Annotated in this window: 29 protein-coding genes; 22 read left to right on the forward strand and 7 right to left on the reverse strand. The window is 34.9% G+C overall.

Annotation, left to right across the window (positions count from 1 at the left end):
• The gene (locus HPE63_RS14795) at positions 1–474 is read right to left on the reverse strand and encodes a hypothetical protein (protein ID WP_188315065.1); all 474 of its coding nucleotides are present in this window, start codon (positions 472–474) and stop codon (positions 1–3) included.
• Between the two features lie 712 nt (positions 475–1,186).
• Here HPE63_RS14795 and HPE63_RS14800 point away from each other — a divergent pair.
• The 22 genes from HPE63_RS14800 to HPE63_RS14905 all read left to right on the forward strand — a co-directional run bounded on the left by HPE63_RS14800 (position 1,187) and on the right by HPE63_RS14905 (position 20,074).
• Positions 1,187–1,846, forward strand: coding sequence for a recombinase family protein (locus HPE63_RS14800; protein WP_188315066.1), 660 nt, complete (start codon positions 1,187–1,189; stop codon positions 1,844–1,846).
• Positions 1,847–1,874: 28 nt separating this feature from the next.
• Positions 1,875–3,785 (forward strand): AAA family ATPase, encoded by a 1,911-nt coding sequence (locus HPE63_RS14805; protein WP_188315067.1) that lies wholly within the window; start codon positions 1,875–1,877, stop codon positions 3,783–3,785.
• Positions 3,786–3,793: 8 nt separating this feature from the next.
• Complete coding sequence (locus HPE63_RS14810) at positions 3,794–4,192, forward strand: hypothetical protein (RefSeq protein WP_188315068.1); 399 nt, start codon at positions 3,794–3,796, stop codon at positions 4,190–4,192.
• Positions 4,193–4,205: 13 nt separating this feature from the next.
• Positions 4,206–4,751, forward strand: a complete 546-nt coding sequence (locus tag HPE63_RS14815; protein ID WP_188315069.1) for an outer membrane beta-barrel protein — start codon at positions 4,206–4,208, stop codon at positions 4,749–4,751.
• Positions 4,752–5,151: 400 nt separating this feature from the next.
• A complete protein-coding gene (locus tag HPE63_RS14820; protein ID WP_188315070.1) occupies positions 5,152–6,060 on the forward strand; it encodes a pepsin/retropepsin-like aspartic protease family protein in 909 nt (302 codons plus the stop codon).
• Positions 6,061–6,094: 34 nt separating this feature from the next.
• Positions 6,095–6,250 (forward strand): hypothetical protein, encoded by a 156-nt coding sequence (locus HPE63_RS14825; RefSeq protein ID WP_188315300.1) that lies wholly within the window; start codon positions 6,095–6,097, stop codon positions 6,248–6,250.
• Between the two features lie 241 nt (positions 6,251–6,491).
• A complete protein-coding gene (locus HPE63_RS14830; protein ID WP_188315071.1) occupies positions 6,492–7,052 on the forward strand; it encodes a helix-turn-helix domain-containing protein in 561 nt (186 codons plus the stop codon).
• Positions 7,053–7,118: 66 nt separating this feature from the next.
• Complete coding sequence (locus HPE63_RS14835) at positions 7,119–7,391, forward strand: hypothetical protein (RefSeq protein WP_188315072.1); 273 nt, start codon at positions 7,119–7,121, stop codon at positions 7,389–7,391.
• Positions 7,392–7,687: 296 nt separating this feature from the next.
• Entirely contained in the window at positions 7,688–8,524 is an 837-nt protein-coding gene (locus HPE63_RS14840; RefSeq protein WP_188315073.1) for a LytR/AlgR family response regulator transcription factor, read from the forward strand.
• Positions 8,525–8,649: 125 nt separating this feature from the next.
• Positions 8,650–9,312, forward strand: a complete 663-nt coding sequence (locus HPE63_RS14845; protein ID WP_188315074.1) for a CPBP family intramembrane glutamic endopeptidase — start codon at positions 8,650–8,652, stop codon at positions 9,310–9,312.
• Between the two features lie 236 nt (positions 9,313–9,548).
• Entirely contained in the window at positions 9,549–10,739 is a 1,191-nt protein-coding gene (locus HPE63_RS14850; protein ID WP_188315075.1) for a hypothetical protein, read from the forward strand.
• Positions 10,740–11,087: 348 nt separating this feature from the next.
• Positions 11,088–11,654 (forward strand): GNAT family N-acetyltransferase, encoded by a 567-nt coding sequence (locus HPE63_RS14855; RefSeq protein WP_188315076.1) that lies wholly within the window; start codon positions 11,088–11,090, stop codon positions 11,652–11,654.
• A 75-nt stretch (positions 11,655–11,729) separates the two neighbouring features.
• Complete coding sequence (locus HPE63_RS14860; RefSeq protein WP_188315077.1) at positions 11,730–12,815, forward strand: serine hydrolase domain-containing protein; 1,086 nt, start codon at positions 11,730–11,732, stop codon at positions 12,813–12,815.
• Positions 12,816–12,836: 21 nt separating this feature from the next.
• Positions 12,837–13,022 carry an IS3 family transposase gene (locus HPE63_RS14865; protein WP_188315078.1) on the forward strand — a complete coding sequence of 62 codons (186 nt, stop codon included), beginning with the start codon at positions 12,837–12,839 and terminating at the stop codon, positions 13,020–13,022.
• Between the two features lie 80 nt (positions 13,023–13,102).
• The gene (locus HPE63_RS14870; protein WP_188315079.1) at positions 13,103–14,230 is read left to right on the forward strand and encodes an ImmA/IrrE family metallo-endopeptidase; all 1,128 of its coding nucleotides are present in this window, start codon (positions 13,103–13,105) and stop codon (positions 14,228–14,230) included.
• 5 nt (positions 14,231–14,235) lie between these two features.
• Positions 14,236–14,736 (forward strand): DUF4411 family protein, encoded by a 501-nt coding sequence (locus HPE63_RS14875; RefSeq protein ID WP_188315080.1) that lies wholly within the window; start codon positions 14,236–14,238, stop codon positions 14,734–14,736.
• 70 nt (positions 14,737–14,806) lie between these two features.
• Positions 14,807–15,124: a hypothetical protein gene (locus tag HPE63_RS14880; protein WP_188315081.1), complete on the forward strand. Its 318-nt coding sequence runs from the start codon at positions 14,807–14,809 to the stop codon at positions 15,122–15,124.
• A gap of 3 nt (positions 15,125–15,127) precedes the next feature.
• Entirely contained in the window at positions 15,128–15,616 is a 489-nt protein-coding gene (locus HPE63_RS14885; protein ID WP_188315082.1) for a hypothetical protein, read from the forward strand.
• A 55-nt stretch (positions 15,617–15,671) separates the two neighbouring features.
• Complete coding sequence (locus HPE63_RS14890; RefSeq protein WP_188315083.1) at positions 15,672–16,424, forward strand: class I SAM-dependent methyltransferase; 753 nt, start codon at positions 15,672–15,674, stop codon at positions 16,422–16,424.
• 151 nt (positions 16,425–16,575) lie between these two features.
• Complete coding sequence (locus HPE63_RS14895) at positions 16,576–17,367, forward strand: hypothetical protein (RefSeq protein WP_188315084.1); 792 nt, start codon at positions 16,576–16,578, stop codon at positions 17,365–17,367.
• Between the two features lie 96 nt (positions 17,368–17,463).
• Positions 17,464–18,996 carry a prolyl oligopeptidase family serine peptidase gene (locus HPE63_RS14900; protein WP_188315085.1) on the forward strand — a complete coding sequence of 511 codons (1,533 nt, stop codon included), beginning with the start codon at positions 17,464–17,466 and terminating at the stop codon, positions 18,994–18,996.
• 595 nt (positions 18,997–19,591) lie between these two features.
• Positions 19,592–20,074, forward strand: coding sequence for a hypothetical protein (locus HPE63_RS14905; RefSeq protein WP_188315086.1), 483 nt, complete (start codon positions 19,592–19,594; stop codon positions 20,072–20,074).
• Here HPE63_RS14905 and HPE63_RS14910 read toward each other — a convergent pair.
• The 6 genes from HPE63_RS14910 to HPE63_RS14935 are packed head-to-tail and all read right to left on the reverse strand — an operon-like array spanning position 20,071 to position 25,227.
• Positions 20,071–20,607: a 1-acyl-sn-glycerol-3-phosphate acyltransferase gene (locus HPE63_RS14910; protein WP_188315087.1), complete on the reverse strand. Its 537-nt coding sequence runs from the start codon at positions 20,605–20,607 to the stop codon at positions 20,071–20,073. The two genes, HPE63_RS14905 and HPE63_RS14910, sit on opposite strands and share 4 nt — an antisense overlap.
• A 9-nt stretch (positions 20,608–20,616) precedes the next feature.
• Positions 20,617–21,744, reverse strand: coding sequence for an iron-containing alcohol dehydrogenase family protein (locus HPE63_RS14915; RefSeq protein ID WP_188315088.1), 1,128 nt, complete (start codon positions 21,742–21,744; stop codon positions 20,617–20,619).
• Positions 21,745–21,748: 4 nt separating this feature from the next.
• A complete protein-coding gene (locus HPE63_RS14920) occupies positions 21,749–22,450 on the reverse strand; it encodes an HAD family hydrolase (protein ID WP_188315089.1) in 702 nt (233 codons plus the stop codon).
• Positions 22,441–23,154 (reverse strand): 3-deoxy-manno-octulosonate cytidylyltransferase, encoded by a 714-nt coding sequence (gene kdsB, locus HPE63_RS14925; protein WP_188315285.1) that lies wholly within the window; start codon positions 23,152–23,154, stop codon positions 22,441–22,443. The genes HPE63_RS14920 and kdsB overlap by 10 nt, the downstream gene beginning before the upstream one ends.
• Before the next feature lie 38 nt (positions 23,155–23,192).
• Positions 23,193–23,762: a DUF4126 domain-containing protein gene (locus HPE63_RS14930; protein ID WP_188315090.1), complete on the reverse strand. Its 570-nt coding sequence runs from the start codon at positions 23,760–23,762 to the stop codon at positions 23,193–23,195.
• Positions 23,763–23,787: 25 nt separating this feature from the next.
• Entirely contained in the window at positions 23,788–25,227 is a 1,440-nt protein-coding gene (locus HPE63_RS14935; protein ID WP_188315091.1) for an ATP-dependent DNA helicase, read from the reverse strand.
• Positions 25,228–25,288: the final 61 nt, after the last annotated feature.

The raw sequence follows: 25,288 nt of genomic DNA on the forward strand, positions 1-25,288 counted from the left end.
CTAATCCCGTGAAAAAATGTAGTTCACACGAATGGTCTGCCCTTCAATCACTTCATCAAATTCTATTTCCAAGGTGGTTTCGGAAATTTCTTGAACAAAATATGTGATGTCACTTTCGACAAAGTTTAAAATCGTTTTATCATCGTTGAACATGTAATTGTCACGAAACTTAGTGGTGCTTCCCTGTGGGGTATCATTACATCGACTGGCGTTTTCATCAATTCTAAATACATTAGATTCTCCACCAGTATCGCCAAAAAAGAATAAGTCGTCCAATACACAAGTATCCACCTCTTCAAAGCCATTAGTATTCGGAATACCGTCATTATTTAGGTCAATTGCCGGGGTCAATGTAATAGACTTAAAACTCCATTGCCCCTTTATTGTTTCATCTCTGTTCTCCAAGGAGAAATCATCATCTTGACAGGCTGCTAAGAGAACAAAAAAGAAACCCAAAAGAATACTATTTTTCATTACCTATTTGATTATTACTTTAAAGATAATAAAATAATGGCCTCTAACGATGGTTGGAATGGCCAAAAGCAAGTGCTTTCCATGGCTAGCGAAACTTGTGATTTTAAAGCATGACTGGCCGTTGCAAGGGGCTTTAAAATGCAAGACTAGAGCGATGCCAAAGGAAAGCTCTTGCCACGCACCCGAGGAGGTTGGGTATTGTAACCGACTTTAGGAGGATCCAAGTGGCCAACTTCCGCAGGGGGATTATTCCTAACTTTTTGACCTTTGATTCTTTGTCATCTTTTTCGAATCGGTCATAAGCATATCCTCTTCTTGGCCAAGAGGGAACAAGACATAATACCACATACAATTAACACATTATCTCAAAATCCTGTACCAAGTTGGTATTTCGTTTTAGCCATTTTAATAAATAGAGTAGATGGGACAGATAATAAGAACCACTAAAAAAAACAGTTAATTTGTACCATTATACATTTGACCTTAGTGGTATGTGGGACAGTGATTTATTGGTAGTTTAACTATGCACACTTTTTTAGTTTCGGATGGTAGAGTATCGCTGTTTTTCGATAAGGGTTTTAAGCTTAACCAAACACTTAAAACTAACGACCGTATTTGTGAACTTTCATTTTTTCTGGTTAATAACTCCTGACAAGTTCATTTTTCCGGTATAATCTCTTAGTATAATTTTGTAGGAATAATTATACTAGATATGCTGTTCGGTTATGTAAGGATAAGTACAAAGACCCAAAATCCCGGCTTACAGATCGATGCCCTTTTAAAGGAAGGTGTAGTCGAAAAAAACATTTATCGCGATGTTTCCTCGGGAGCAAAATCCGAGCGTCATGACCTTGATCTGATGATGAGCAGGTTACGTGAGGGTGATACCGTAATCGTTTGGAAACTCGACCGGATTGCAAGAAGCATATCCCACCTTTTGAAACTAGTTGACGAATTTGAAAAGCTTGGAGTAAAGTTCAAGAGCATCAAAGATCCCTTCATTGATACTACTTCTGCCCATGGCAAATTCGTGATTACCCTTTTTGGGGCCATCGCCCAATTGGAACGGGACATCATCATTGAGCGCACCACAGCCGGCCTTAAAAGTGCCAGACGAAGGGGAATTCAACTAGGTCGAAAGAAAGGTCTTAATAAAATTGCAAAACAAAAAGCTATATTAGCTGCATCTTATTATAAGGAGAACAATTTGCCTATTGTGGATATCATGAAGTTGGTAGGTATTAAATCGAAGCCTACCCTCTATAAATATTTAGCAATCCAAGGCCGTCGAAATTGCAAGGAATGTGGGATTATTTTTTGGGATGAGAGGCAAAACATTGAAGACGCGTTTTGCAAAAAACATAAAAAGTGATTTTTAAATAACCAACTCCTGGTACCATATGAAAATAAAATCAATAGAAATTGAAAACTACAAAAGCATTGAATCAATAGTTTTTCCTATACTATCTTACGGGACCGGAACAAATAAGAGTTCTACCGCTGTTCTTGTTGGCGTAAATGAAAGTGGTAAATCCAATATTCTAGAGGCAATTGGATATATCGCTACTGGTTTTGAAGAACAAGATTACAGTCTAATATGCAGAAAAGAGGCACAAGAAAACAAGGAATATGTTGAACTCTGGGTTAGGTTGGAAATTGAAAATCAGAAACCCTATCAAGATATCTTGTTAAAAGAACAACCCAAATTAAAATCTATAATAGATAAAATTAAAATCACTGACCTCACTAAAAATATTTATTGTGGCCCGGAAGAAGATGTCGCTACTTCGATAAGCACCCTTAGGTTGGAAGATATTCCTGAACTGCATAGATTTGTGGTGATTGAAGTTAATGAGACGATAAACGGTAAAGCAACCAAAACCAAGAATATTGATTTATTGACATTGGAAAAGACACCTAAATCTAAAATGTCTATTAATACGGCTAAAACTCTTTTGAAAGAGGGTCAAAAACTTCTAGATAAAAAACTTCTAGAAACCATATGTTCAACCACTCTTGAAGCTTCAATCAATTCAAAAATACCCCAGATAGTCTTTTGGAAGGCAAGTGAAAAGTATTTAATCAACGAGTCAATTGAACTGACAGAGTTTAGCACAAATCCCTCAAGTTCCATTCCTTTGAAAAATATGTTTCACATCTACGGAAAAAAAACTCAGCCTGAAATTTCTGAATGTATAACTCTAGCCTTAGGTTCACCATCGAAAAAAGCAGAACTTGTAGATTCATTAAGTTCAGTTATTACAAAACACGTAAATAGAATTTGGAAGGAACATAAAATCAATGTGAAGGTTTCAATAGACGGGAGTAAATGTCAGGTCCATATTGAAGACAAGAAAGTCAAATACAAATACTTCACTATGAATCAACGCAGTGATGGGTTTAAACAGTTCGTATCTTTAATACTAAGTCTATCGGTTGAGACAACAAATAATTCTTTAAAAAATCAAATTATACTCCTAGACGAACCTGAGGTTCACCTTCATCCTAGTGGCATCCGATTTATGAGAGATGAATTGTTGAAAATTGGAAAGCAAAATAATGTAATTATCGCTACTCATAGTCATTACATGGTTGATGCAACTACGGTTGATAGACATTGGGTTGTACAAAAAGACGAGAATACTTCTATTGAGCAAATTGATGATTCACGTACTATGGTGGATGAGGAAGTATTATCTAAGGCTTTCGGTATTGATTTAATGAGAGAACTAATTCCAAATAATGTGTTTCTGGTGGAAGGAACAGGAGATAAAAATCTTATTAATCATCTATTTAAATTAGACAAAACAAACCCATCTTACACAATAAAATCCGCCGGTGGAGCAAGTAAAGTCTATTCGATTGCATCACTGTTGGCCGAAGAGAAAATACTTGCAACAATAATTTTAGATGATGATTTAGAAGGAAGAAAAATAAAAAAAGAGATAATTTCAAAAGTTAAGAATCCTTTTAGCGAAAACAATGTATTGACTCTTAGAGATGTTTTGGGAGGTTTACCTGCTTATTCCACCTTAGAAGATTTATATCCAATATCTTACTTGTCTGAGGTGTTCAAATCTGAATTTGGAAAAGAACTCAAACTTGCAAATGGCAAACCAATTCTTTCCTTGATTGTAAGTCAGGAAGAAACTTTAAAAGGCAAAAATAATAAAGAAAAATTGGACAAATTTAAAACCAAAATCACGGAAGGATTTATCAAAAAATATAGAACTTTTAAGTCGCTAGAAAAAGAGTGCACACTTTTAATTAATTTCTCAATTAAATTGAAAGAAAAATTAAATGAAATTTAATACAGATTATGGATATAAGCATTTTATTAAACGGGTTAGCCAAAATACTTGGCCCCATTTCTACATTGTCTAAAGACAGACGCGAACTAAAAGACTCCGCGTTAAGGGCTATTCTTAATGCTCTCAATGAAACTTATCTTTATTACCGTGATTTGGACAGAGGTTTGGAAAGGAATCCAGAGAGGGAGGAACTGTTGGTAAAGTATTGGTCTGCAGCTGCAATACCGATGAGGCATTTTGATCGTGATCTAGCTGAAAAATGTAATATAAAATCTGATTACTGGTTAAGTCCCGAATTATATGATGATGCAAAAATAACTGAGTTGGGAATAGGATTAGATAACGTTAGACAGGCTTACAGAAAAATGACGGGTCCAATATTTTCAGTCTCACGAAAGTTCAAATAAAGGATGAGCTAAAATGAAAAAAACATTATTGATAATATTGATTCTAATCCCCCTTCTTGGGTCTTCCCAAAAAAGGCTTGGAGCTTTTACTGGGTTAAACAACTCATCTATATCCGAAGGATTTTTAAAAGAGAGCTACTTCACTGACAAATTAGGATTTCATATAGGTGGATTTTATGAAATGGACTTGTCTGAAAAAGTGAAATTTAGGCCTAAATTGGTTTATTCTCAGCAAGGCAATAGAGGTGAATACGATCATATAATTGGGGAAAAGTTGGATTATTTGAACATTCCTTTGAATTTGAAATTTTATGAGAGGACCTACTTGATGGTTGGGCCTCAAATTGGTTTTCTTGTTTCCAAGAAAAATACGTTTTTCTTTCAAAGTGTTAAACAATCATTTGACGCTGGCCTTAATTTAGGTCTTGGACAAAGAATACATGACTTCTTTATTGAAATTAATCTCTATCAAGGATTTACAAAAGCGATTGAAAGCAGAGATTTTATTAAAGGGACTAATACCGTAATTCAATTGAGCGCTGGAGTTTATATCTTTTAAAAACACTTACTAACAATACCTCCTATGAAAAGCCCTAGTCCTATTCTTTAAAGTTCAAAAAAACGATGGGAGAAAAGCCTAAAAGATTATGGAATTTAGTCCAATGGGATCCGGTTGCGACTCTAGTCATAATATCATTTATTTTATTATTATGGCTAATAATAGCTTGTCTTTTGGGATATAAAGGGCTTTAAATTTGATTTTATGGATATATATCTTGAGAGTCCGATTCACTAAAGTTTAAATAAAGGATCAAATATATAGTGGATACGTAATCATTGATTAGTTGTTCCGATATTAGTTAACGATTATATATCCGCGTTGTGAGCAATAATATACATCGGGCCGACATTGGACAGTTTTTTCGTCTATAAAATAAATAACCAAACTGAAACTTAGAATGAGAAATTTAAAGATATTATTATTTGGTATAATTTTCTTCCTTTCATTTAGTTGTTCAGTAATTAAAAACCAAAAAAAAGGGAAAGTACTACCTCAGAATTTTAACTTCGAAACAGAATTCACTACTGTTAAATCAGTAATAATCTTGCCTTTTGAGATTGATGGAATTCCTAAAAATTTCCTTTTTGATACTGGAGCAGATTATAGCCTTATTCAGCGAGACTCAACAATTGGAAGGACTGGGAATTATAACGGAGCATCTAACCGAAAAATGAAACTCGGCAATGAATATGTAAAATCTATGAAGATTGGTAACATAGAGTTTCAAAATACTTTTGCTGGAAACGGCAATTTAGAAGGCCTAAAAGAGCAAATTTCAAATTTTGGCGGAATTATAGGACAGCCCATAATAAGCAAAGCGAATTGGTTGATCGATTATCCGAATAAAACGTTGCGAATTTCAAACGAAAATTTAGTAGACAACACCTTTCAGACTATCCAAATCAAACGAGAAGGTGGCACACCATATACTTTCATATCAATAAACGGAATTGAGCATAAAGTTGTGATAGATTTTGGCTCATCATCGGAATTTAATCTACCAAAGGAATCTAAACTTGCAAAGCAATTTTTACAACAATACGATTTTGAAGACAACGAAAGAGAAAGATATACACTTGGCGGACTACAGGCCATTAAAGAAAAAGTCGGAATCGCGCCTTTGATAAAATTGGGGGATATGGATTTTAAGAATGTTAATACGACAATAAATGTTTCAAGCCAGCCAAGAATCGGAATCAGGTTTTTTAAAGATTGTGAAATCTATATTGATAACCTTAATAATAGTTATAAAATTAAAAATAGAGCGAAAAGTACTGCTAACAATGTATCCTATGAAAAGCACTAACCCAGTTCTCTAAAGTTCAAATAAACGATAGAAAATGAGCAACATACAAATGGGCCAAGCTGAAAGATTAAAAAAAGAGTTTGAGCTTTCCGGAAAAGAATGTAACCATAGTTTTGGAAAATTGAAAGAATATTACTTAGGAACGGCTACTGGAGATTACCGCTGTTCCAATTGCTATGAAGTTCTCTAAAAACGAGTAAAGTCTAAATAAACGATATTTTAGAACCGAATAAATATGCTAAGCATGGTTTTATCTGGAAACTTGAATGGATAAAAGTATAATTTTATAATGACATAATGAGTTGTACAACATTTGACAAACTATCCACTTTTGACAATAAGGCGTATAAAGTCAAATGTCGTAAGAATGACGTAGGCTAACCGCTACCAAATTATCCTTCCATACATAATTTTGGGCAAATTCATAAATTATGACTATAATCGGAAATACAATTAGTGAAACGCGTAAGTTAAAAGGACTTACCCAAGAAGAATTAGCGGAGTTAGCAAAGGTTAACCTACGGACAATTCAGAGAATTGAGAACAACAAAAGCGCCCCTCGCGGAAAAACATTAAACCTAATATGTTCCGTTCTTGAGCTAAATTTGGAAGAACTATTAAATAAAGAAAAAGATAATAAGAGGAAAAACCTCGGAGTTATGGTAATTCATGGAATTTTTCTTCTAGTTTACAACTTTGCCCTCATGGGTACTTTCGGCTTCTTAACTTTAGTTTCAGAGGCAAACTTAAATAGTAGATTTGGTGCAATCTTACTAAGTGTCTTTTTTTCATTATTTATTGTTTGGAAAACGAAAAAAATGAATGGAATCGAACGAATGTTAAAGTTTGGTTTCGGATTAATTGTCTTTTTCATTGTTGTTCCAGTAAAACATGGATTTCAAACTGGAATTCATACTGGTTTATTTATTTGTGCAGCTATATCCCTAAGTATATTATTTTATGGAAACGAGTTGATTAAAGAAAAAGAGTGAAAAACGTTGTGCAACACTGTACCCTGTGAAAAGCCCTAGTCCAGTTATCAAAAGTTCAAATAAACGATGAACAATAAGTTAAAAAAAGAATATAAGATTCAATTCTCGGAGTTAAGGAGTTTGATAAACTCCTGGAATTTGATTCCAAGTTCTCCTGCTGATGAATTTGATTCATTAAATCATATGTGCTTAAGTATGCTTTACAAAGGAGCGGATAAAAACAAAATTACCAAGTCAATTCATCATGAGCTAACGGCGAATTTTGGATTTTCTATAGAAAAAGAAGACTCAGCCAAACTTGCCAGGGAGATAACTCTATGGTGGATGGAGAATAATTAAAGTTCAATAAAACGATTATCAAATACATAGATTTTATTCCAATATAGGGTGTATTGGTGTATTTTACATCTATATAAACAAGTTGCTAAAAATACTCGAGGGATGTTCTTCATAGCAACTTTTTGCCAATCAGGTCTTTCTTTTTTTACAATTTCATACCAAAAATTTGATTGGATTTATTAAGAGAAAAAATACTAAAAATAAATTTAATGAATGACGACCAATATTCTTGGCAAAAACTCTATAGAGAAATTATTCTTTACTTTCGAATCTGACAAATAAAGAGCTTCTAATTCATGAGTACTACGCAACCAACAAAGGATAGAGTAAAAACAAAAAGGCATAAATTTATTAGTAGTTCTGCATGGCGTTGGTTTCAGATAGCAATTGTACTGACAATTTTATCTTTAGTGGTCAATCATTTAGCATCACGCGATAGTTTTCCAGATAGTGAATCGTATAGATTTCCCGTTGAAGGATTTCTGGCGTCTATTATTTTATCTACTTTCATTGGGATCATAGCGCATCTTAATTTTAAGTTTTACAAGAAGAAGTATTTTTCTAAAAAAGTAGAAACTTTTACTATTGCACGGTTTCTGGCTTCTACTTTAGGATATATTACCATCATGTATATTCCTGTAAATATTATTTTGAATATAATTGCAGGCGGACAAACAATATTCTATTATATACTAGTAGGTTTGTTACTTACCTTATTACTGAGTTTTATTGGTGTCATATTGGTTTATGCACGCGATATTTACAGCTTGTATGCAGCATCGATAAAAAGTGCTGAAATCACGATTGAAAGTGGTGCAAAAACAACCAAACTTACTTATGAGGACATTGCATGCTTTTATAGCGAAAATAAGATTGTATACGCTGTTCAAAATGATGGCACTACTATTAACACTGATTTTACGTTGAATGAGCTAGAAGAAAAAATAAATGACCAATTGTTTTTTAGAGCCAATCGGAAAATTATCATTCACAAAGATGCAGTAGACCAAATTGAAAAGATTGAAAATGGCAAGTTGCATATTCGATTAAAAGCTTCCGTTGAAAACGATTCAATTGCTGAAATCAATATCAGTCGTTACAAGCGAAAAGCATTTATGAATTGGTTTCAATAAAAGATGCCAAAAACTACCGACTATTCAGTTATAAATTCACGACCATTCAGTAAAAACATTAGTATTTAAAGGGGTTTTCAGAGATTTTGTTCATTATTTCGCTTAGAATTCAAAATCAATGAAAAATGAATAAACTAACCTTAAGACAAACATTAATTCCATTAATTACGATTGGAATCATCTGCTTTTTATGGTTTGGACCAATCCGTATTAGCTACATAGAAAATGTCATTATTTCTATATTAATCATTATAGCGAATTACATAGAATACAAAGGAAAACCATTTTCAGCACTTGGTTTTCAACGTGAAAAATTCACATTCAAAAACATAGTTGTACTTGCTCCATTAGTTGCACTAGGGCTCTTTGTTTTTTATGTCTTTGTATTGGTTCCTGGAATTACAAAACTCACAGGAGTTCCAATAGATTATTCAAGTTTTGATCAATTGAAAGGAAATCTTCCAGCCTGTTTGGTTGCTTTATTAATAGTTTGGGCTTCTGCGGGATTTGGAGAAGAAATTATCTTTCGCGGTTATTTCATGCGACAATTTGTAAAATTCTTTGGAGAAAGCAAAGTCAGTATTGTGCTTAATATTCTACTACTTGCTTGCTTTTTTGGCTTTATGCATAGTTATCAAGGAATTACCGGGCAGCTTGTTGCAGGGACAGTCGGAGCAATCTTAGCCCTGATATTCTACTTGCGCAAATACGATTTGTGGTTTGTTGTTGCTGTACACGGTTTTTTTGACACCATTGCTTTGATTTGTGTTTACTTTGGTTTGGTGTAATGATGCTAAGTAATCAGACTTATCCATTGAATTTACTCAATAATAAGATACGTCTACATTTCTCTATATTTGAGTTCTCCCGTACTTTAAAAACAAAAAAACGGCTAGAAAAAACGTCCATAAAAAAAGACGTACTTTTCATACACGAGAACTTCACAAAGTTCAAATAAAGGATCAAATATATAATGGAATATTATGAATGACCATATATTTAGGTTGTGTTTAAATTTAAAACCATGGAAAAAATACTATTACTATCATTTGCACTAATCCTACAAATCGGCTATGCCCAAGTTGAAAATGAAGAATTGAAATCCGGTTCCGGTATTATTTTTTTTACTGGCAGTGAAGTAATCAATGCCGAAGACGCTCCAGAAAAGCAAATAATCGAATTATGGAAAAGTTATTTATTGGAAGGTAAATTTCAAGATGACCGGTCCCCGTATTGGTCTTTTGATGATATGAAAATACCTGACGAATATCTATGGGCAGTCGGAGTTCAAAACTTAAATTCTAGAAAATATAAAGTCCAATGTAAGATAATCGGTGTATTCCCGGCTGAAAATGATTTTTATGCCTTAAAAAGTGCTTTTACCCATATTGACGATAATGGAGAGATTCACTTAGACACGATCACATCGGTTTATGCTAAAAAATTCAATGACAAGTATCTGCTAATCAGTAGTGCCGAGTACTTCAAAAGTGTTTTGGAACACCATAAAATTGGTAATATAAATTATTACGTACACCCTTTTCACAAATTCGACATCGAAAAAGCCAAAAAAATGAACGATTTCAATGTTTTCATGGCTAAAGAGTTTGATATGGAACCTATTGAATTTGACTACTTCGTTGCAAATAATGCACGTGATATTGTGGACATATGGGGCTATGAATACATGAAAAGGATGTATATCCCTAATCAAACTGGCGGAGTTGCAAGCGTGCAAAACAAACTAATTTATTCTGGGAATAATTCAGAATACTATCCCCATGAATTGGTACATCTTTACACTTTTGACTTGGTACCAAAGGATTATCATTTTTGGATTGGTGAAGGAATAGCAACTTTTTATGGTGGAAGTGGAGGTTATTCCTTGGATTGGCATCTGGAAAAACTACGAATATTTTTAGAAAGCAAACCGAATTTTGACTTATCGGACATAGACAAATTGGATACGGTAATTCCTAACGGAGAACACAAAACTGACTTTAGATACGTTATTGGAGGGTTTCTAATGAAAGAGATTTACGAAAATTATGGAGTTGAGGGCCTTTTAGAGGCATTACAGATTGAAGGAGGGAACGTGGAGGAATTTCATAAATCCGGTGGTTCTAATGATGCCTTTTTTGATTTTCTAAATAAAAAATTGGGAATTGAAAGGAATGAATTTGACGCTTATATCAAAACGGAGTTAAAGAACTAAACACAAAAATGACTATAATTCATTACGCCCAAGGCGTGTGAAATCATGACCCAGCCGATTTAAATGTTCAAATAAACGATAAAATCAAAAAGAGCTCTGACCAACTGGACAGAGCTCTAAATGATAACACTATATGAAAATGAAAAAATTTGAGGTCGATTATTATTCTGACATGAAAGTAGGTATCTTGTTGAAGTCGGAAAAAATTATGATGTGAAAACCGCCTTTGTTGTGGTCTATCACAGTAATCCAGATGATTCGTATTATCGATTGGCCAAAACCCACAAGATCTAGAAAGTTCAAATAAAGATTCTTAAAATACGAGCCAATCTGTTATGCCAAATTAATATGAACTTAGAAAAAATTTTCTCATCTGAACTGATTCTTGAAAACGAGTCAATTTTATTGCGTCCTTTATCCATCAATGATATTGACAAAATAGAATCTATAAGCTATAATAAAGAATTAGGAGAATTTGGAGCAAGAGTAAAAAACAGAAATGATTTAACGGAATATTTTAACTTTTGTATAAATTCAAAGAAAGAAAAAGAACTTTACCCCCTAATAATTATAAGTAAGGAAAATAATAATCCAATAGGGTTAACAATGTTTGGAAATATTAGTTTTCAAAATAAAAGATTAGAAATAGGGTGGACATGGATTGGTGAAAAATTTCAGGGAACTGGTATTAATGCAATTTGCAAAGGGCTTCTTCTAGATTATTGTTTTGACAATTTAAACTTAAGAAGGGTAGAGTTTAAAATAGATATAAAAAACTTGAAATCACAAAGGGCAATAGAAAAGATCGGAGCCATTAAAGAGGGTCTTTTAAGAAATTACAACATACAATCTTATGGAGAAAGCGATGGAACTTACGTTTACAGTATTCTTAAAGAAGAATGGAAAAAAGCATAGGACAATTTACAAAAAACCTAAGGCGTTTTAGGCTGCAAAAATGCCAGGCTTTATTTAAAAATAATACATCAACCAATGAACATTAGACTAAAAATTTATAATATCACCATTTTTTTGTTCATCGGAATGTTGGCCTTTGGACAATCAAAGAACATCGGAATAAAAAATTTTCTGGACAGTTTAGAACCAAGTGATTTTTCTGGAGCAATCTTAGTTGCATATAATGATAGTATCATTGAAAAGAGAGCATACGGACTAGCAAGCATCGAATTTGGGATAAAAAACAGAGTAGATACCAAATTCAATATTGCCTCGATTACAAAAATGATAACAGCAGTTGCGACCCTGCAACTATATGAAAAGGGAAAAGTAGGCCTTAAACGGCCTATAGGGGAATACCTTCCCGACTATCCCAACAAACTGGTCAGGGATTCAGTCACCATTCACCAGCTTTTAACACATACATCCGGAAACAATAATGATTTAGATTTTTGGAAAACCAATAATCTCAAATACAAAAATGTATCGGATTTTGCACAACGTTTTGAAAACGATACTTTGTTGTCAAAACCAGGAACTAAATACGATTACAGTGGGTCAGGTTTTATTATACTTGGTCTCATTATCGAGAAAGTAAGCGGACAGAATTATTATGACTATGTGAGACAAAACATTTTCATACCAGCAGAAATGGAAAATACGGGGGAGTTGGAAATCGATTCTGTCGTGGGAAACAAAGCAAGCGGATACACGACTCTTTTTGGAGAAATCAATATCCCAAAAAGAAATGAATATTACCTCTCAAAAGCATCGTCCGCAGGATTCCATTATTCGACCGTTGAGGATTTGTTCAAGTTCTCGAAAGCTCTAAGAAATGGTAAACTCTTAAAGAAAGAAATAACTGAATTAATGTTCGAGCCAAAAGTTAAAGGCTACAACACAAATCTGGGATATGGCATTGACGTCGACCTGAGGTATAACCAAACAATTCAAGGACATAGTGGAGGTTGGTATGGGGTTCGTGGAGAACTTATGGATTTTATGGAGGATAACTACACGGTCGTCATTTTATCGAATATGGACGATAACGGAAAGACGGGTGCTTCGATGGTGGCTGATTTTTTTAAAACATTGATTGCGGACAAGCAGAAGGAGAAATAATGTGGCATAACAAAATCTCCTATGAAAAGCCTTAGTCCAGTTTTAAAAGTTCAAATAAACGATGAATTCTATCTAGACCAAACCTTTACTAGAGTGGTTCAAGCTAAAAAGGCTACTAAAAATGAAATCAAGTTTTACAATAACAAAAGATTACATTTATCTTTAGATTATAAAACAACTAATTACGTTCGCCAAAATGCCACTTAAAAACAGGTATTAATCTGTAGCCGTATTTTAGGACGTGACATGCTGAAAATAATCTTTCATAATAATTATCTTAGCCGAATATGAGAACTGAAATCAATATTGATGCTAATATGCTTACTTGGGCTGTTTCCCGAGCAGGCTTTGATTTGGCGGAGTTCACTGAAAAAGTTCCCAATCTTGAAAAGTGGATTAATGGAGAAAAAAAACCAACCGTAAAACAACTTGAGGCTTTTTCTAAAAAAGTTCACCTGCCCTTTGGCTATTTGTTTCTTCATGAGCCACCGATCGAAAACATTCCTATTCCATTTTTTAGAACAAATGGGAACCAAGATGAAAAAGTTAGTTTAAATGTTTATGATACAATTTTATTAATTCAACAAAGACAAGATTGGCTTCGTGATTATTTAAAAGATAACGAATTTGAAAACCTTCCATTTGTTGGAAAATATAAAGGTAATACTAATGTTACTGCGATAGTCAACGATATACGCAAAACTCTTGGATTATCTGAAAATTGGGCTAGTCAACTAGGAACTTGGGAAGAAGCACAAAATCATTTAGTTGAAATCATCGAAGACAAGGGAATCATAACTGTCTTTAATGGTGTTGTTGAAAACAATGGTTACAGAAAAATACCAGTTGATGAATGTAGAGGATTCGTTTTAGTCGATGATATTGCACCATTTATGTTTATTAATAATGCAGATTCTAAATCTGCGCAAATGTTTACAATTGTCCATGAATTGGCGCATATATGGACAGGACACAGCGCAGGATTTGACTTTCGAAAACTTCAACCAGCTGATGACCCAATTGAAATTCTTTGTGATCAAGTTGCAGCTGAATTTCTTGTTCCTGAAAAGACTTTCAATGAAAAATGGATTAACAATCCAAATATTAGGAGTGCATCTCGATATTTCAAAGTAAGTGAAATAGTGATTGCTAGAAGAGCATTGGACACAGGAAAATTAACAAAAACTGAATTCTTTGAATTCTACAACGAGTATCTAAATAGAGAATTCAGAAAGAAAGAAAATCAACCCTCTGGTGGGAACTTCTACGCTACTACTCGTAAACGATTAAGTGTGACTTTTGCTTCTCATATAAATAATGCAGTAAAGACTGGTCAACTATTATATAGAGATGCCTATAAACTAACTAGTTTAAAAGGAGATACTTTTCAAACCTTTTTCTCTAAACATATATAGTTTGTATGACAGTTTATGTAGTAGATAGTAATTTCTTTATTCAAGCTCATAGAGTGAACTATCCGCTAGATATTGCTTATAGCTTTTGGAACAAAGTAAAGGAATTAGCTGAAACTGGTAGAATTATCAGTATTGATAAAGTAAAAGCTGAACTATATGATAAAAATGACGATCTAGAAGCTTGGTGTAAAGCTAACTTGCCAGAAGACTTTTTCAAATCCACAGATGAAGTTATGACTGAATATGGAAGAGTTACTTCTTGGGCAATTTCATTGAATCATCATTATTTGCCAAATGCACTAAATGAGTTTCTTGATGCTGATGAAGCAGATGCTTTTCTTGTTGCTTACTCATTAGCAGACAAAGACAATAGAGTCCTTGTTACACAAGAAAAAAGTCAGCCAACTCGTAAGAATAAAATTAAAATTCCTGAAGCTTGCAATCCAATTGATGTTCGCTTTTTAAATACAATTGAAATGTTTAGAGAGCTTGGTGAGACATTTTAGAAAAGCTCGTACGCACAACGACGTGTCCCATGAAAAGCTCTCGTCCAGTTCTCTAAAGTTCAAATAAAGGATGAGTAATCAATTCGATACCCAGGTTCAAAGAAATTTGCTTGGGAAACAGTTGGAAAAGGAAGGTAGAGTATTAGAAGCTAAGGCTCTTTACGAAGCAAACATCTGTGAGAATTTCGAAGGTAGCTTCCCTTATAGAAGATTGGCAGTTCTTTATCGCAAGAGAAAGTTGTTGACTGACGAAATACGAGTTCTAGAAAAAGCCGTCTACGTTTTTGAATCACTAATTACAACAGGGAGAAGTGATGTTCAACCAAAATTGAAAGAGTTCAAAGAAGGTTTAATAAAGGCAAGGGGAAAAATGTCAAAGTTCAAATAAAGGATGAAAAACAATGTGATTTTAAAAAAATATTCAATAAACAAACTGGTAACAGGTTTATTATTGTTTGGGTTTGTAGTTACAGGATTTTTAGATTTACTCGTGAATAGACAATCTTCTTACTCTTCAATAATGGGGATGGATACCATTAGAGTTTATTTCTATACATTCTTTTTACTGGTAATAGGTTGTTGGCTTCTTTATAATAAATGGTTTGTAGGTATAGGTTTTATAAGTTTAGCGACATTTAGCTCATATTTTACTGAATACATTTCTATCCATAATTATTTTGCATCAATAGCGATATATATTGGGGTAATTATAGATATTATTACACGAAAGAAAAAGAAATGGTTAGTTCCCCTGATTATTATTGGAATATTACAAGGGATTGCATTTCAGACTGGTTGGTTTGGTTATTATATGGTTGGAATTATGGAATTTTCAGCACTTTGTGTAGGTTCTGCTTTTATCATAAAGACAATTGAATAATGTTTAGACAACAACAGGTAAAAGTTCAAATAAAGGATAGATATTCGAGGACAAAATGAATAACAATTATAAAGTTGGGGATTTAATTTATGATGCGAATATTTATGATGGGATGAACACCGACCTTGCCGATTTGCAATTTTACAAGCGGTGGATGCCAAAAAATAAGGATGCGCGCATACTTGAGCTTTGCTGTGGCACAGGCAGACTTACACTGCCAATTGCAAAGGATGGATATGATATTATTGGGATAGATCACACTTCTTCAATGCTTGAACAAGCAAGAGCAAAAGCTTCCGAAGGAGGATTGGAGGTTGAGTTTATTGAAGCGGATATTAGAACTTTGGATTTGCCGGAAAAATACGACCTTGTTTTCATTCCTTTTAATTCAATACATCATTTATATAAAAATGAAGATTTATTCAAGGCATTAAACGTTGTGAAAAAACATCTCAAAAAAGGAGGTTTATTTCTGTTGGATTGCTTTAATCCGAATATTCAATTTATTGTTGATGGTGAAAAAGAACAAAAAGAAATTGCTAAATATACCACCAAAGATGGAAGGGAAGTATTGATAAAGCAAACAATGCGATATGAAAATAAAACCCAGATCAATCGCATAGATTGGCATTATTTTATAAATGGTGAGTTTGATTCTATTCAAAATTTGGATATGAGACTATTTTTTCCTCAAGAATTGGATTCATACCTAGAAAGGAATGGTTTTAATATTATTCATAAGTTTGGAGGTTTTGAAGAAGAAGTATTTAATGACAAATCGGAAAAACAGATATTTGTTTGTCAGTAGTTACCAAAGTTCAAATAAAGGATGCAACCTTTCATCGGATTCATGCCAATGATTGGCATATAAAGATGTATTATACACGTATATAAACAAGTTGGGCATAATTCTGATGCAACCTTTAACTACAAACTGTATCTATAGAAAAAGAAAGTAAATGAACAGATTTTATTTATTGATAAGTTTTGTTGCATTACTATCTGCTTGCGATAATGAAAATGACAATATTGATAGTTTTATTTCTACAGATATTGAGTTTATGCCAATAGAGAGATATGAAAATTCAAGTTTATCAAATATAGCTGAGACTCCATCATTAAAGCTTCGTATAAATACAACGCAAAGATATCATTGTGGTAACTATAGAATATTAACATCTCAATCTGTATCAGATAATGAATTAACCATAAAATTTGAAGAAATACAGGAACCAATTTTATGCCTTTTGAATGGAGGCCCTGCGACTTCATACATTGATATTCCTGAAGATATAAATAAATTGGTATTTATAAATGGAGAAATTATTGACGCCTATAATATAGAAATAGATAATGAGGTCGTTTCTATTTCGGTTATAATAAACAATTTTACCTCTTCTCTATATAGTAAAACATTTAGATACCCTGAAAACACGTTTGCATACGTCGGAGGAACAAATACTGATAACACGCATATTCATGATGATTTTTTGAATATACTCATTAACAATCCTTTATTTACAGAATATGAATTTGATGGAGAAGGTCGAATACCATATCAAGTAATTTCAGATGGTCATTGGGTAAATATGCCCTCGAGGTTTTTTAAATACAATAATGTATCTGACTTTGATGTAGCAGGGCAATTATTAATTGATTTCGCAACAGAAAATATCATTCCTAATGATGGTGTTTCGTTTTCACTAACGAACTGGAATAATAGAACATATTATAGTTGGCAATTTGATTAAAAAACTCTGCCCAACAATGTGCCCTATGAAAAGCACTAGCCCAGCTCACCAAAGTTCAAATAAACGATTCTTAAAATGAATGTTAATACCTAAATGATGAGAACAATAATTTTAGCCACCATAGTTCTTTTTCAATTATGTTCTTTGACAGGACAGACATCTTTAAAAGAAATAAACCTAGAAAAAGGAGCGTATAATGTAGGTTTCAAACATTATACAATGGTCGATAGCACAAGACTTTATCGCATTGAAAATAACTTTGATAATCAACTCGTAAATAGACCGATTCCCATTAGTATATGGTTTCCGGCTACCACTGAAAACAGCAACTCTGAACAATTAACAGTTTTAGACTATTTGGAGATTTTAAAGGAAGAGGAAGAATCGAAAAACTTGCCAAACGAGTTATTGTTAGATTGGTTTCCTCAATTGGGGGATACTCCGCAAAATAGAGCCCATTTGTCTGAAACAGTAAATGCTATGTCGAATGCCAATTTTTCAGAAGAAAAATTTCCGGTCATAGTTTATGCACCAAGCTATCAAGCCTCATCAATTGAAAATTTTGCACTGTTCGAATATTTGGCAAGTAATGGTTACGTGGTGATATCAAGTCCATCAAGAGGAACAGATACAAGATGGTTAGAAGGAGGAACTACAAAAGATATGGAAACACAATTTAGGGATGTAGAATTTCTTTTAAAAGAAATTCAGAAATACGAATATATAGACTTAGATAGAATAGCACTCATGGGCTTTAGTTTTGGTGGACTATCCAATGCCATAACGGTTATGAAAAATAAGAACATAAGTGCATTAGTGAGCCTGGATGGAACTGACAGATATAATTACCCTGTACTTGAAAAATCACCTTACTTTGACTTAGATAGGTTGAATGTTCCTTATATCCATTTTGCTCAAAAAGATATACCGGAAGAAGTGCTAACGAGGGATAACATACCTGCTGAATTGAATTCTAAATTCCAACTGTACGATTCTTTAGAATATAGCAATGCCTACAGTTATAAATTCCACGACTTAACACATTCTCATTTTGGTACTATTGGTGTTTTATTCTCATATAGAGACAAAAGACAGGACAAAAGTGATGCTGAAATTATGTCGTCCTACAAATTACTATCTCAACACACCTTACAATTTTTAAATGCTACCTTAAAAAATGAGGAGAGCGCAAAGGAATTTATTGAAAACAGCCTTGAAAAAAACGGTATTTCGAAAAACCTGGTTTCGAAAAAAATAAAAAAATCACTTACAAAAGAGTTTGATTATAATGACTTCAAGGATTTGGCACTCAATCAGGGTCATCGAGATTTAATCCCCTTATACGAAAATACAGTAGCAAAACATCCAACACTTAAGCTTGAAGAGGGTATGCTAAACAACCTAGGCATTCGATTATCATTTAACGCTGGAAAGTTGGAGCAAGGTATAAATGTATTTTTATTAGCTATTCATATCTATCCAAAATCGGCTAACTTATATGATAGTTTGGCCCTAGCTTATTTTTATAATCAAGATGATAAAAATGCTATTGCTAACTTTAAGAAGTCATTAGAGTTAAATCCCGAAAATAAGCATGCAATTGATAAACTTAAACAATTGAGAGAATAAAACATCTAGTAAAAAAGCCTCAGTTCAGTTTTCTAAAGTTCAAATAAAGGATGATTTAAAGTGGCACTGTTTGACCCAAATAGGTGGCATTATGGTAATTCAAAGATTCTTTTTGAGTTTCAAAAAGCACCTATATCAATCCTAGAAATACCATATTTTAAGTAAATTTGTTTAAAAGGAATTTATGAATTACTCGTAATACTTTTTAACCTTTACAACCCATAGGTTCTTTTGCAATTTTGATTTTCTAGTAAACGAATTCCATTTTTTAACGGATTCACATCCTAGTTTCGAACAAATATCGAACAAATATCAATATTTATTTTCGCAATTTATTGTAAATCAATTATTTAAATACAATATCATGGTATACAGAACGTATACCATACCATGGAGGAATAATTGCTTGCCTGTTTTTACTAAAACGACCTACCATCAATCCATATAAAAAACGTCAAGTACTTCTTGACTTTTTCATATTATCACCCCGCGCCCAGTGACACAAATCATTGTGTATATTTTCAGGCCTTACTAATTTCATGACTGTAATAACATAGCAATTCAGATTATTAATTCATTTTAAAGGAATAGGGTCATGGGAACATCGATTAAAACAATAGTATTAAGTACAATACTTGCTCTGTTTGTTGTTTGCTCCTGCAGCAAGGAGGAAGATTCATTGGTAAAAAAAGGACCATTCAACATTAGTGAACTTGCCGGTAATTGGGAAGCCACTAAGGCAGGTTTCACGGGCAATGATATGGCGATAGACTTAATTGCCGAAGGGGGAACCGTAACCATGAGTGTTCAAAGTAGTGGCAAGTTCACCATGAACATTGATCCGGTAGATCGAGCTGCATATACGGTTAGCGGAGAAATGTTCTGGGAAGAATGGGAAGGTAGTTCGTATTTCGCCATTGAGTGGGACGATTACCCAGGCGATTGGGATACCTACGGGGCAACCCTAACTGCCACAACCTTACGAATCAATGGAGGTTTTGATACAGGGGAATATGATTTCGAGAATGATGGCACATTTGAATCGGTCAGTGTAACTTTTGAATTTGTAAGGGTTTAGGTGTATTCAGGGATTTTGCCTACTACACCTTTAAAAAACGCCTTATACGTCTTAAAGTCCCCTTCCATATCTTCTGTAGGCACATAGGGTTTGGAGAATTTGATTTTTTTGTGGCCATAATCAAAGGCTACCAAAACTATCGGTACATTGGCCGCTTTGGCGATATAGTAGAATCCCGTTTTCCATTTGTCAACTTTCTTACGTGTTCCTTCCGGGGACAGTGCCAACCGAAATACTTCCTTTTCGTCAAAAATCGCAGCAATCGCAGTCACCGTATCGCTGCTTTTGCTACGGTCGATGGGCGCTCCACCCATCCACTTAAAATACCAACCAAAAGGAGGCTTAAAAAGGCTTTTCTTGGCAATATAATTTATATCCTGGTTTATGACCCTTCGAATCAGTAGTCCCAAAAAAAAGTCGATCCAACTGGTATGTGGAACGACTGCTACAATACACTTGTTCAATTTGGGGAATTCCCCTTCAATCTTCCATCGAAGTAACCTGAAATAAATAAATTGGGCCAGTTTATGCATTTAGGTGACTTAGATCTTTTGATAAATCGATTTCAGTTTGGCGGGAGTAATACTAGTTCTCCATTGTTTTCCCAAAGCATTCTCCCATAAGGGTTCCATACTTAGGGCAACTGTTATCATGGTATTAAATTCCCCATCGGACAAATTCGCGCATATCCCTTCGGGCAACCGTATTTCATGTTTTTCACGGATGGTATTGAACATCGCTACCCCTTCTGGGTAAAACTCCTCCAAATGTTGAAAAACAAGACAATTACCAAGTCCATGTTTTACCCCTAAGAGATATGAAAGCCCATAACTCAAGGCATGGGCAACCCCTACTTGGGAATAGGCAATACTCATTCCACCATGCCATGAAGCCATCATTAACTTATCTCTGGATTCGCATGGTGACAAATCGTCTAAAAAAACTTCCTTGCAGAGCTCAAATGCCTTCTCACCATAACTTTGGCTAAAAGCATTCAAGTAGGTTCCATTTAAAGATTCCACACAATGGATAAAGCAGTCCATTCCCGTATAGAACCATTGATTTTTTGAAACTCCATAGGTTAGGTCGGGATCCAATACTACTTGGTCAAAAGTCGTATAATCCGAATTAATCCCCAACTTCTTTTCTGGACCTAAAAGCACTGTTGTCCGTGAAACTTCGGCCCCAGTACCACTTATGGTTGGAATACCTACATGATAAATGGATGGTTTTTTTACCAAATCCCAACCTTGATATACCGATGAGCTACCTTCATTGTTCAACATTATGGCAACGGCTTTTGCCAGATCCATGACCGTACCCCCTCCAATACCGACAATCCCCGACGGTGGCTCCATAGAATCATCCTTGACTTTTTGTACCAGCACATCGACCTGTTCGGTTTTGGGTTCCTCATCGGCAGAGATAAAAATAATCAGGTCATTGAATATAGCCGGTATTCTCCCTACTAATTCCTTGCCTTCAAAAACATCGTCAACCAAAAAAATGAAAGGGGCATCGGAATGTTTCCTTTTAGACATCAAGATGGACCCCAAAGCATCGAAACTGCCTTTCCCAAAAACCACACGTGGAACCATGGGAAAGTTTTTATATTGAACTTCTTGGCCCGGAAAGGTGTTTATTGTTTTAGTTTTATTCTTTAACTCCATAGCATTAATTCAAATAGTCTAGGATATCCCGTAAACCATTAATTTTCAAATATTCATACTCGTTGTTCCCTATTGAAACTTGTTCATGTTGCCAAGTTGTGTGAAATGGGACATGGACCGCTTTGGCCCCGATATTCAGTATAGGCAGTACATCAGATTTTAGGGAATTTCCGATCATTAAAAACTCATCGACTTCTATCTCTAGATGTTCCAACAGGTTTTTATAATTTATTTCTTTTTTATCGCTTAAAACCTCCACATGGTGAAAATATTTCGATAGCCCCGATTTTTCAAGTTTTCGTTCCTGATCCAACAAATCACCTTTGGTCAATACGATTAAGCGATATTTATTATTCAATGCCTTTAGTACTTCTTTTACACCATCCAATAATTCAACAGGACGGGCGATCATTCCTTTACCAAGATTCAGGATTTCATGAATAGTTGCTTGGGAAACCTTATTATTCGATAATTCCAATGCAGATTCGATCATGGAAAGCATAAAACCCTTAATGCCATACCCATAAAGCTCCAAATTTTCCATTTCCTTTTTAAAGAGCTCTTGATCGATCTTGTTTTTGGTCTCAAAATTTTCAAGCAAATTGGCAAACTGGTCTTCGGTCTCACGAAAATAAGTTTCATTTACCCACAGGGTATCGTCGGCATCAAAACCGATTACTTTAATGTTACTGAAATCTATTTCCATGCGTCTTGGGCCTTTTTTAAATCTTCAGGGGTATCTATTTCAATCCCGGAAATATTTGTTTCAACCATTTTTATTTTCTTTCCATACTCCAAATACCTAATGGCTTCAATCTTTTCCTTGGCCTCCAAAGGCTTCATGGGTAACCGTTGAAAATCCATCAATGCACGCTTTCTAAAAGCGTATATACCTTTATGCTTGTAGTATAGATCCTCAATAGTGGTATCCCTGGGATACGGTATTGGGGACCTAGAAAAATAGAGGGCGAAATTACGATTATCGACAATAACCTTAACAGTATTGGGGTCGTTTATTTCATCCCAATCATTGATGCGTACCATGAGCGAGGCTAGATCGATTTCCGACTTGGTGTCATCTTTGAAAACCTTCAGGACACCTGCTAAACTTTCGCGATCGGTAAAAGGCTCATCACCTTGAACATTTACGATGATGTCTACATCCATGTCCGTAACCGCCTCTGCGATACGGTCACTTCCACAATCGTGTTCTTTTATACTCATGATGGCCTTACCCCCAGCGTTTTTGATTGTATTATAAATGATATCACTATCGGTAACAACATATACCTCATGGAAGAGTCCCGTTTGTACGGCAGCCTCATACGTGCGCAGAATAACCGGTTTACCCGATAGATCTTGCATTAATTTAGCAGGGAATCTTGAAGCCGCATAACGCGCAGGGATCATGGCAATAATTTTCACTCTATTTTCTTTAAATGGTTCGATTAAGATTTTTTTCTAGGTCTAAGTCTGCGGTAGATCATAAACACGAATATCAAAATGGCAATAACCAGAAACGCAGCCAATATAGGCGCAAAAATAGAAGCTGTAGTTACCACAACGGCAGTACCTGTTTCCACGGTGGATACCAAAGGGTTGGCTACCCCCCCTGTCGTTGCTGTTGAGGCCAATCTTGTGGAAGCTCCTGCTCCCTTTATCGCTGTTGCCGTACCGCCTCCCGCGATTATGGCCAAGGACCAGGTGACTACAGGATCTAAATTGGCTACAGTCGATACCATTACCGCTGTACCCGCAATTGCTGCCAGTGGTATGGCTATACTATCCAATAGGTTATCTACCCATGGAATAAAATAAGCGAATATTTCTGCCAAAGTTGCTACCCCAAGCGTTATCAAAGCAGCGATACTCCCTATCCAATGCCAATTTTCATTCAACTCCCAAACGCCAAAATAGGAAGCGAGACTTAAAGCGAATAACGGTAAAAAAACACGAAAACCTACCGATGCGGCCAATCCTACACCCAAAAAAATGCTAATTATCGTTTCAGAGGTCATTGTTATTACTTTGCACTAATTTAGGTTATTCCGTATCAAGAAAAAAATCGGATTTAAAACCTATGAGGTACAATTGTTTCTTGGCTCTGGTGACCGCGGTATATAACCAACGAAGATATTCTTTGTCAATACCATTAGGCAAATAAGGTTGTTCCACAAAAACCGTATTCCACTGGCCACCTTGCGATTTATGACAGGTAATGGCATAGGAGAACTTTACCTGGAGCGCATTGAAATACTTATTGTTTTTAACCCCAAGGAATTTTTTGTATTTGGACTTTTCATGGGCATAATCCTTCATGACTTCGAGGTACAACCTATTTCCATCTTCATAGGATAAGGAAGGGGTTGTTGCCTTGATTGTATCAAGTAACAAAACGGTTTCGAACGGCTGTTGATTGGGGTAATCGACCATTTTAACCTTTACTTCAGCGAATTTGAAACCATACAATTCTTTAATCGCAAAGATCTCCAAGACCTCGATGATATCGCCATTGGCAATAAAACCCGCTTCCGAACTGGGTTCTAGCCAAAAATAATTGTTCTTTACCACCATCATATAATCCCCCACAGCTAGATCATTTTCCAAATAAAGAATTCTGCTGCGAATGTTCTCATTATACAGATTGGCCCTTTTATTGGAACGTACAATCAAAGTTGTTTCTTCCTTACCGTTTTCGGAGTACGAACTATCAATTGCTTCTTGGATCTCATACCCATCGACCAATCGGACAATATCGGTATATGGACTTACATCGAACTTAAACCCTTCAAAGAAAGTGCCGGCTAATTGTTCGCGTAACAGGGTGGCATTGACTAGGATCCCTGAATCTTCAGCTTGGCGAACCACCTCGTCTAACTCAAGTTTTGTCACCTCCTTATTATAATTAAGGGATAATCTCGCATCGTCTAAGGCCGGACTTAGATCTAGATGCACAGGAGGTAACTGGGCCGTGTCCCCTATTAAGATCAATTTACAGTTATGGCCCGAATAGACGAACATCATTAAATCATCTAGTAGGGAGCCATTTTCAAAAAGTTTTGTATCTGTCGGGGTATCCGGGATCATTGAGGCCTCATCGACAATAAAAATGGTATTCCTGTGCTTGTTCGGTGCCAGAACAAACTGGACTCCTCCACCCTTTTGTTTCTTGGGGAAATATATTTTCCGATGTATAGTAAAAGCCTGGGTATTCGAATAATTGGACATTACTTTGGCCGCCCTACCTGTTGGCGCCATAAGCACGGCTTTCATGGTAGTATGCCATAAATTATTGACCAGAGTGCCCACGATTGTCGTCTTACCGGTTCCTGCGAATCCTTTTAACAAAAACAAGCGTTCTTTGGTTTTCGAAAGTACAAAGTCTGATAGTTGTTGTAAGGCTACAGCTTGTTTAGAAGTAGGTTCATGAGGGAATTTTTCCTTTAGAATAGCAAAATAAGATGAGACGGTCAGGGCTTTCATTACAGCCAAATATAACCATGATTCTTCGTCAAAAACACCATAATCCCAATATTCTATTCAT

The sequence above is a fragment of the Maribacter arenosus genome (assembly GCF_014610845.1).
Classification (GTDB): Bacteria; Bacteroidota; Bacteroidia; order Flavobacteriales; family Flavobacteriaceae; genus Maribacter_A; species Maribacter_A arenosus.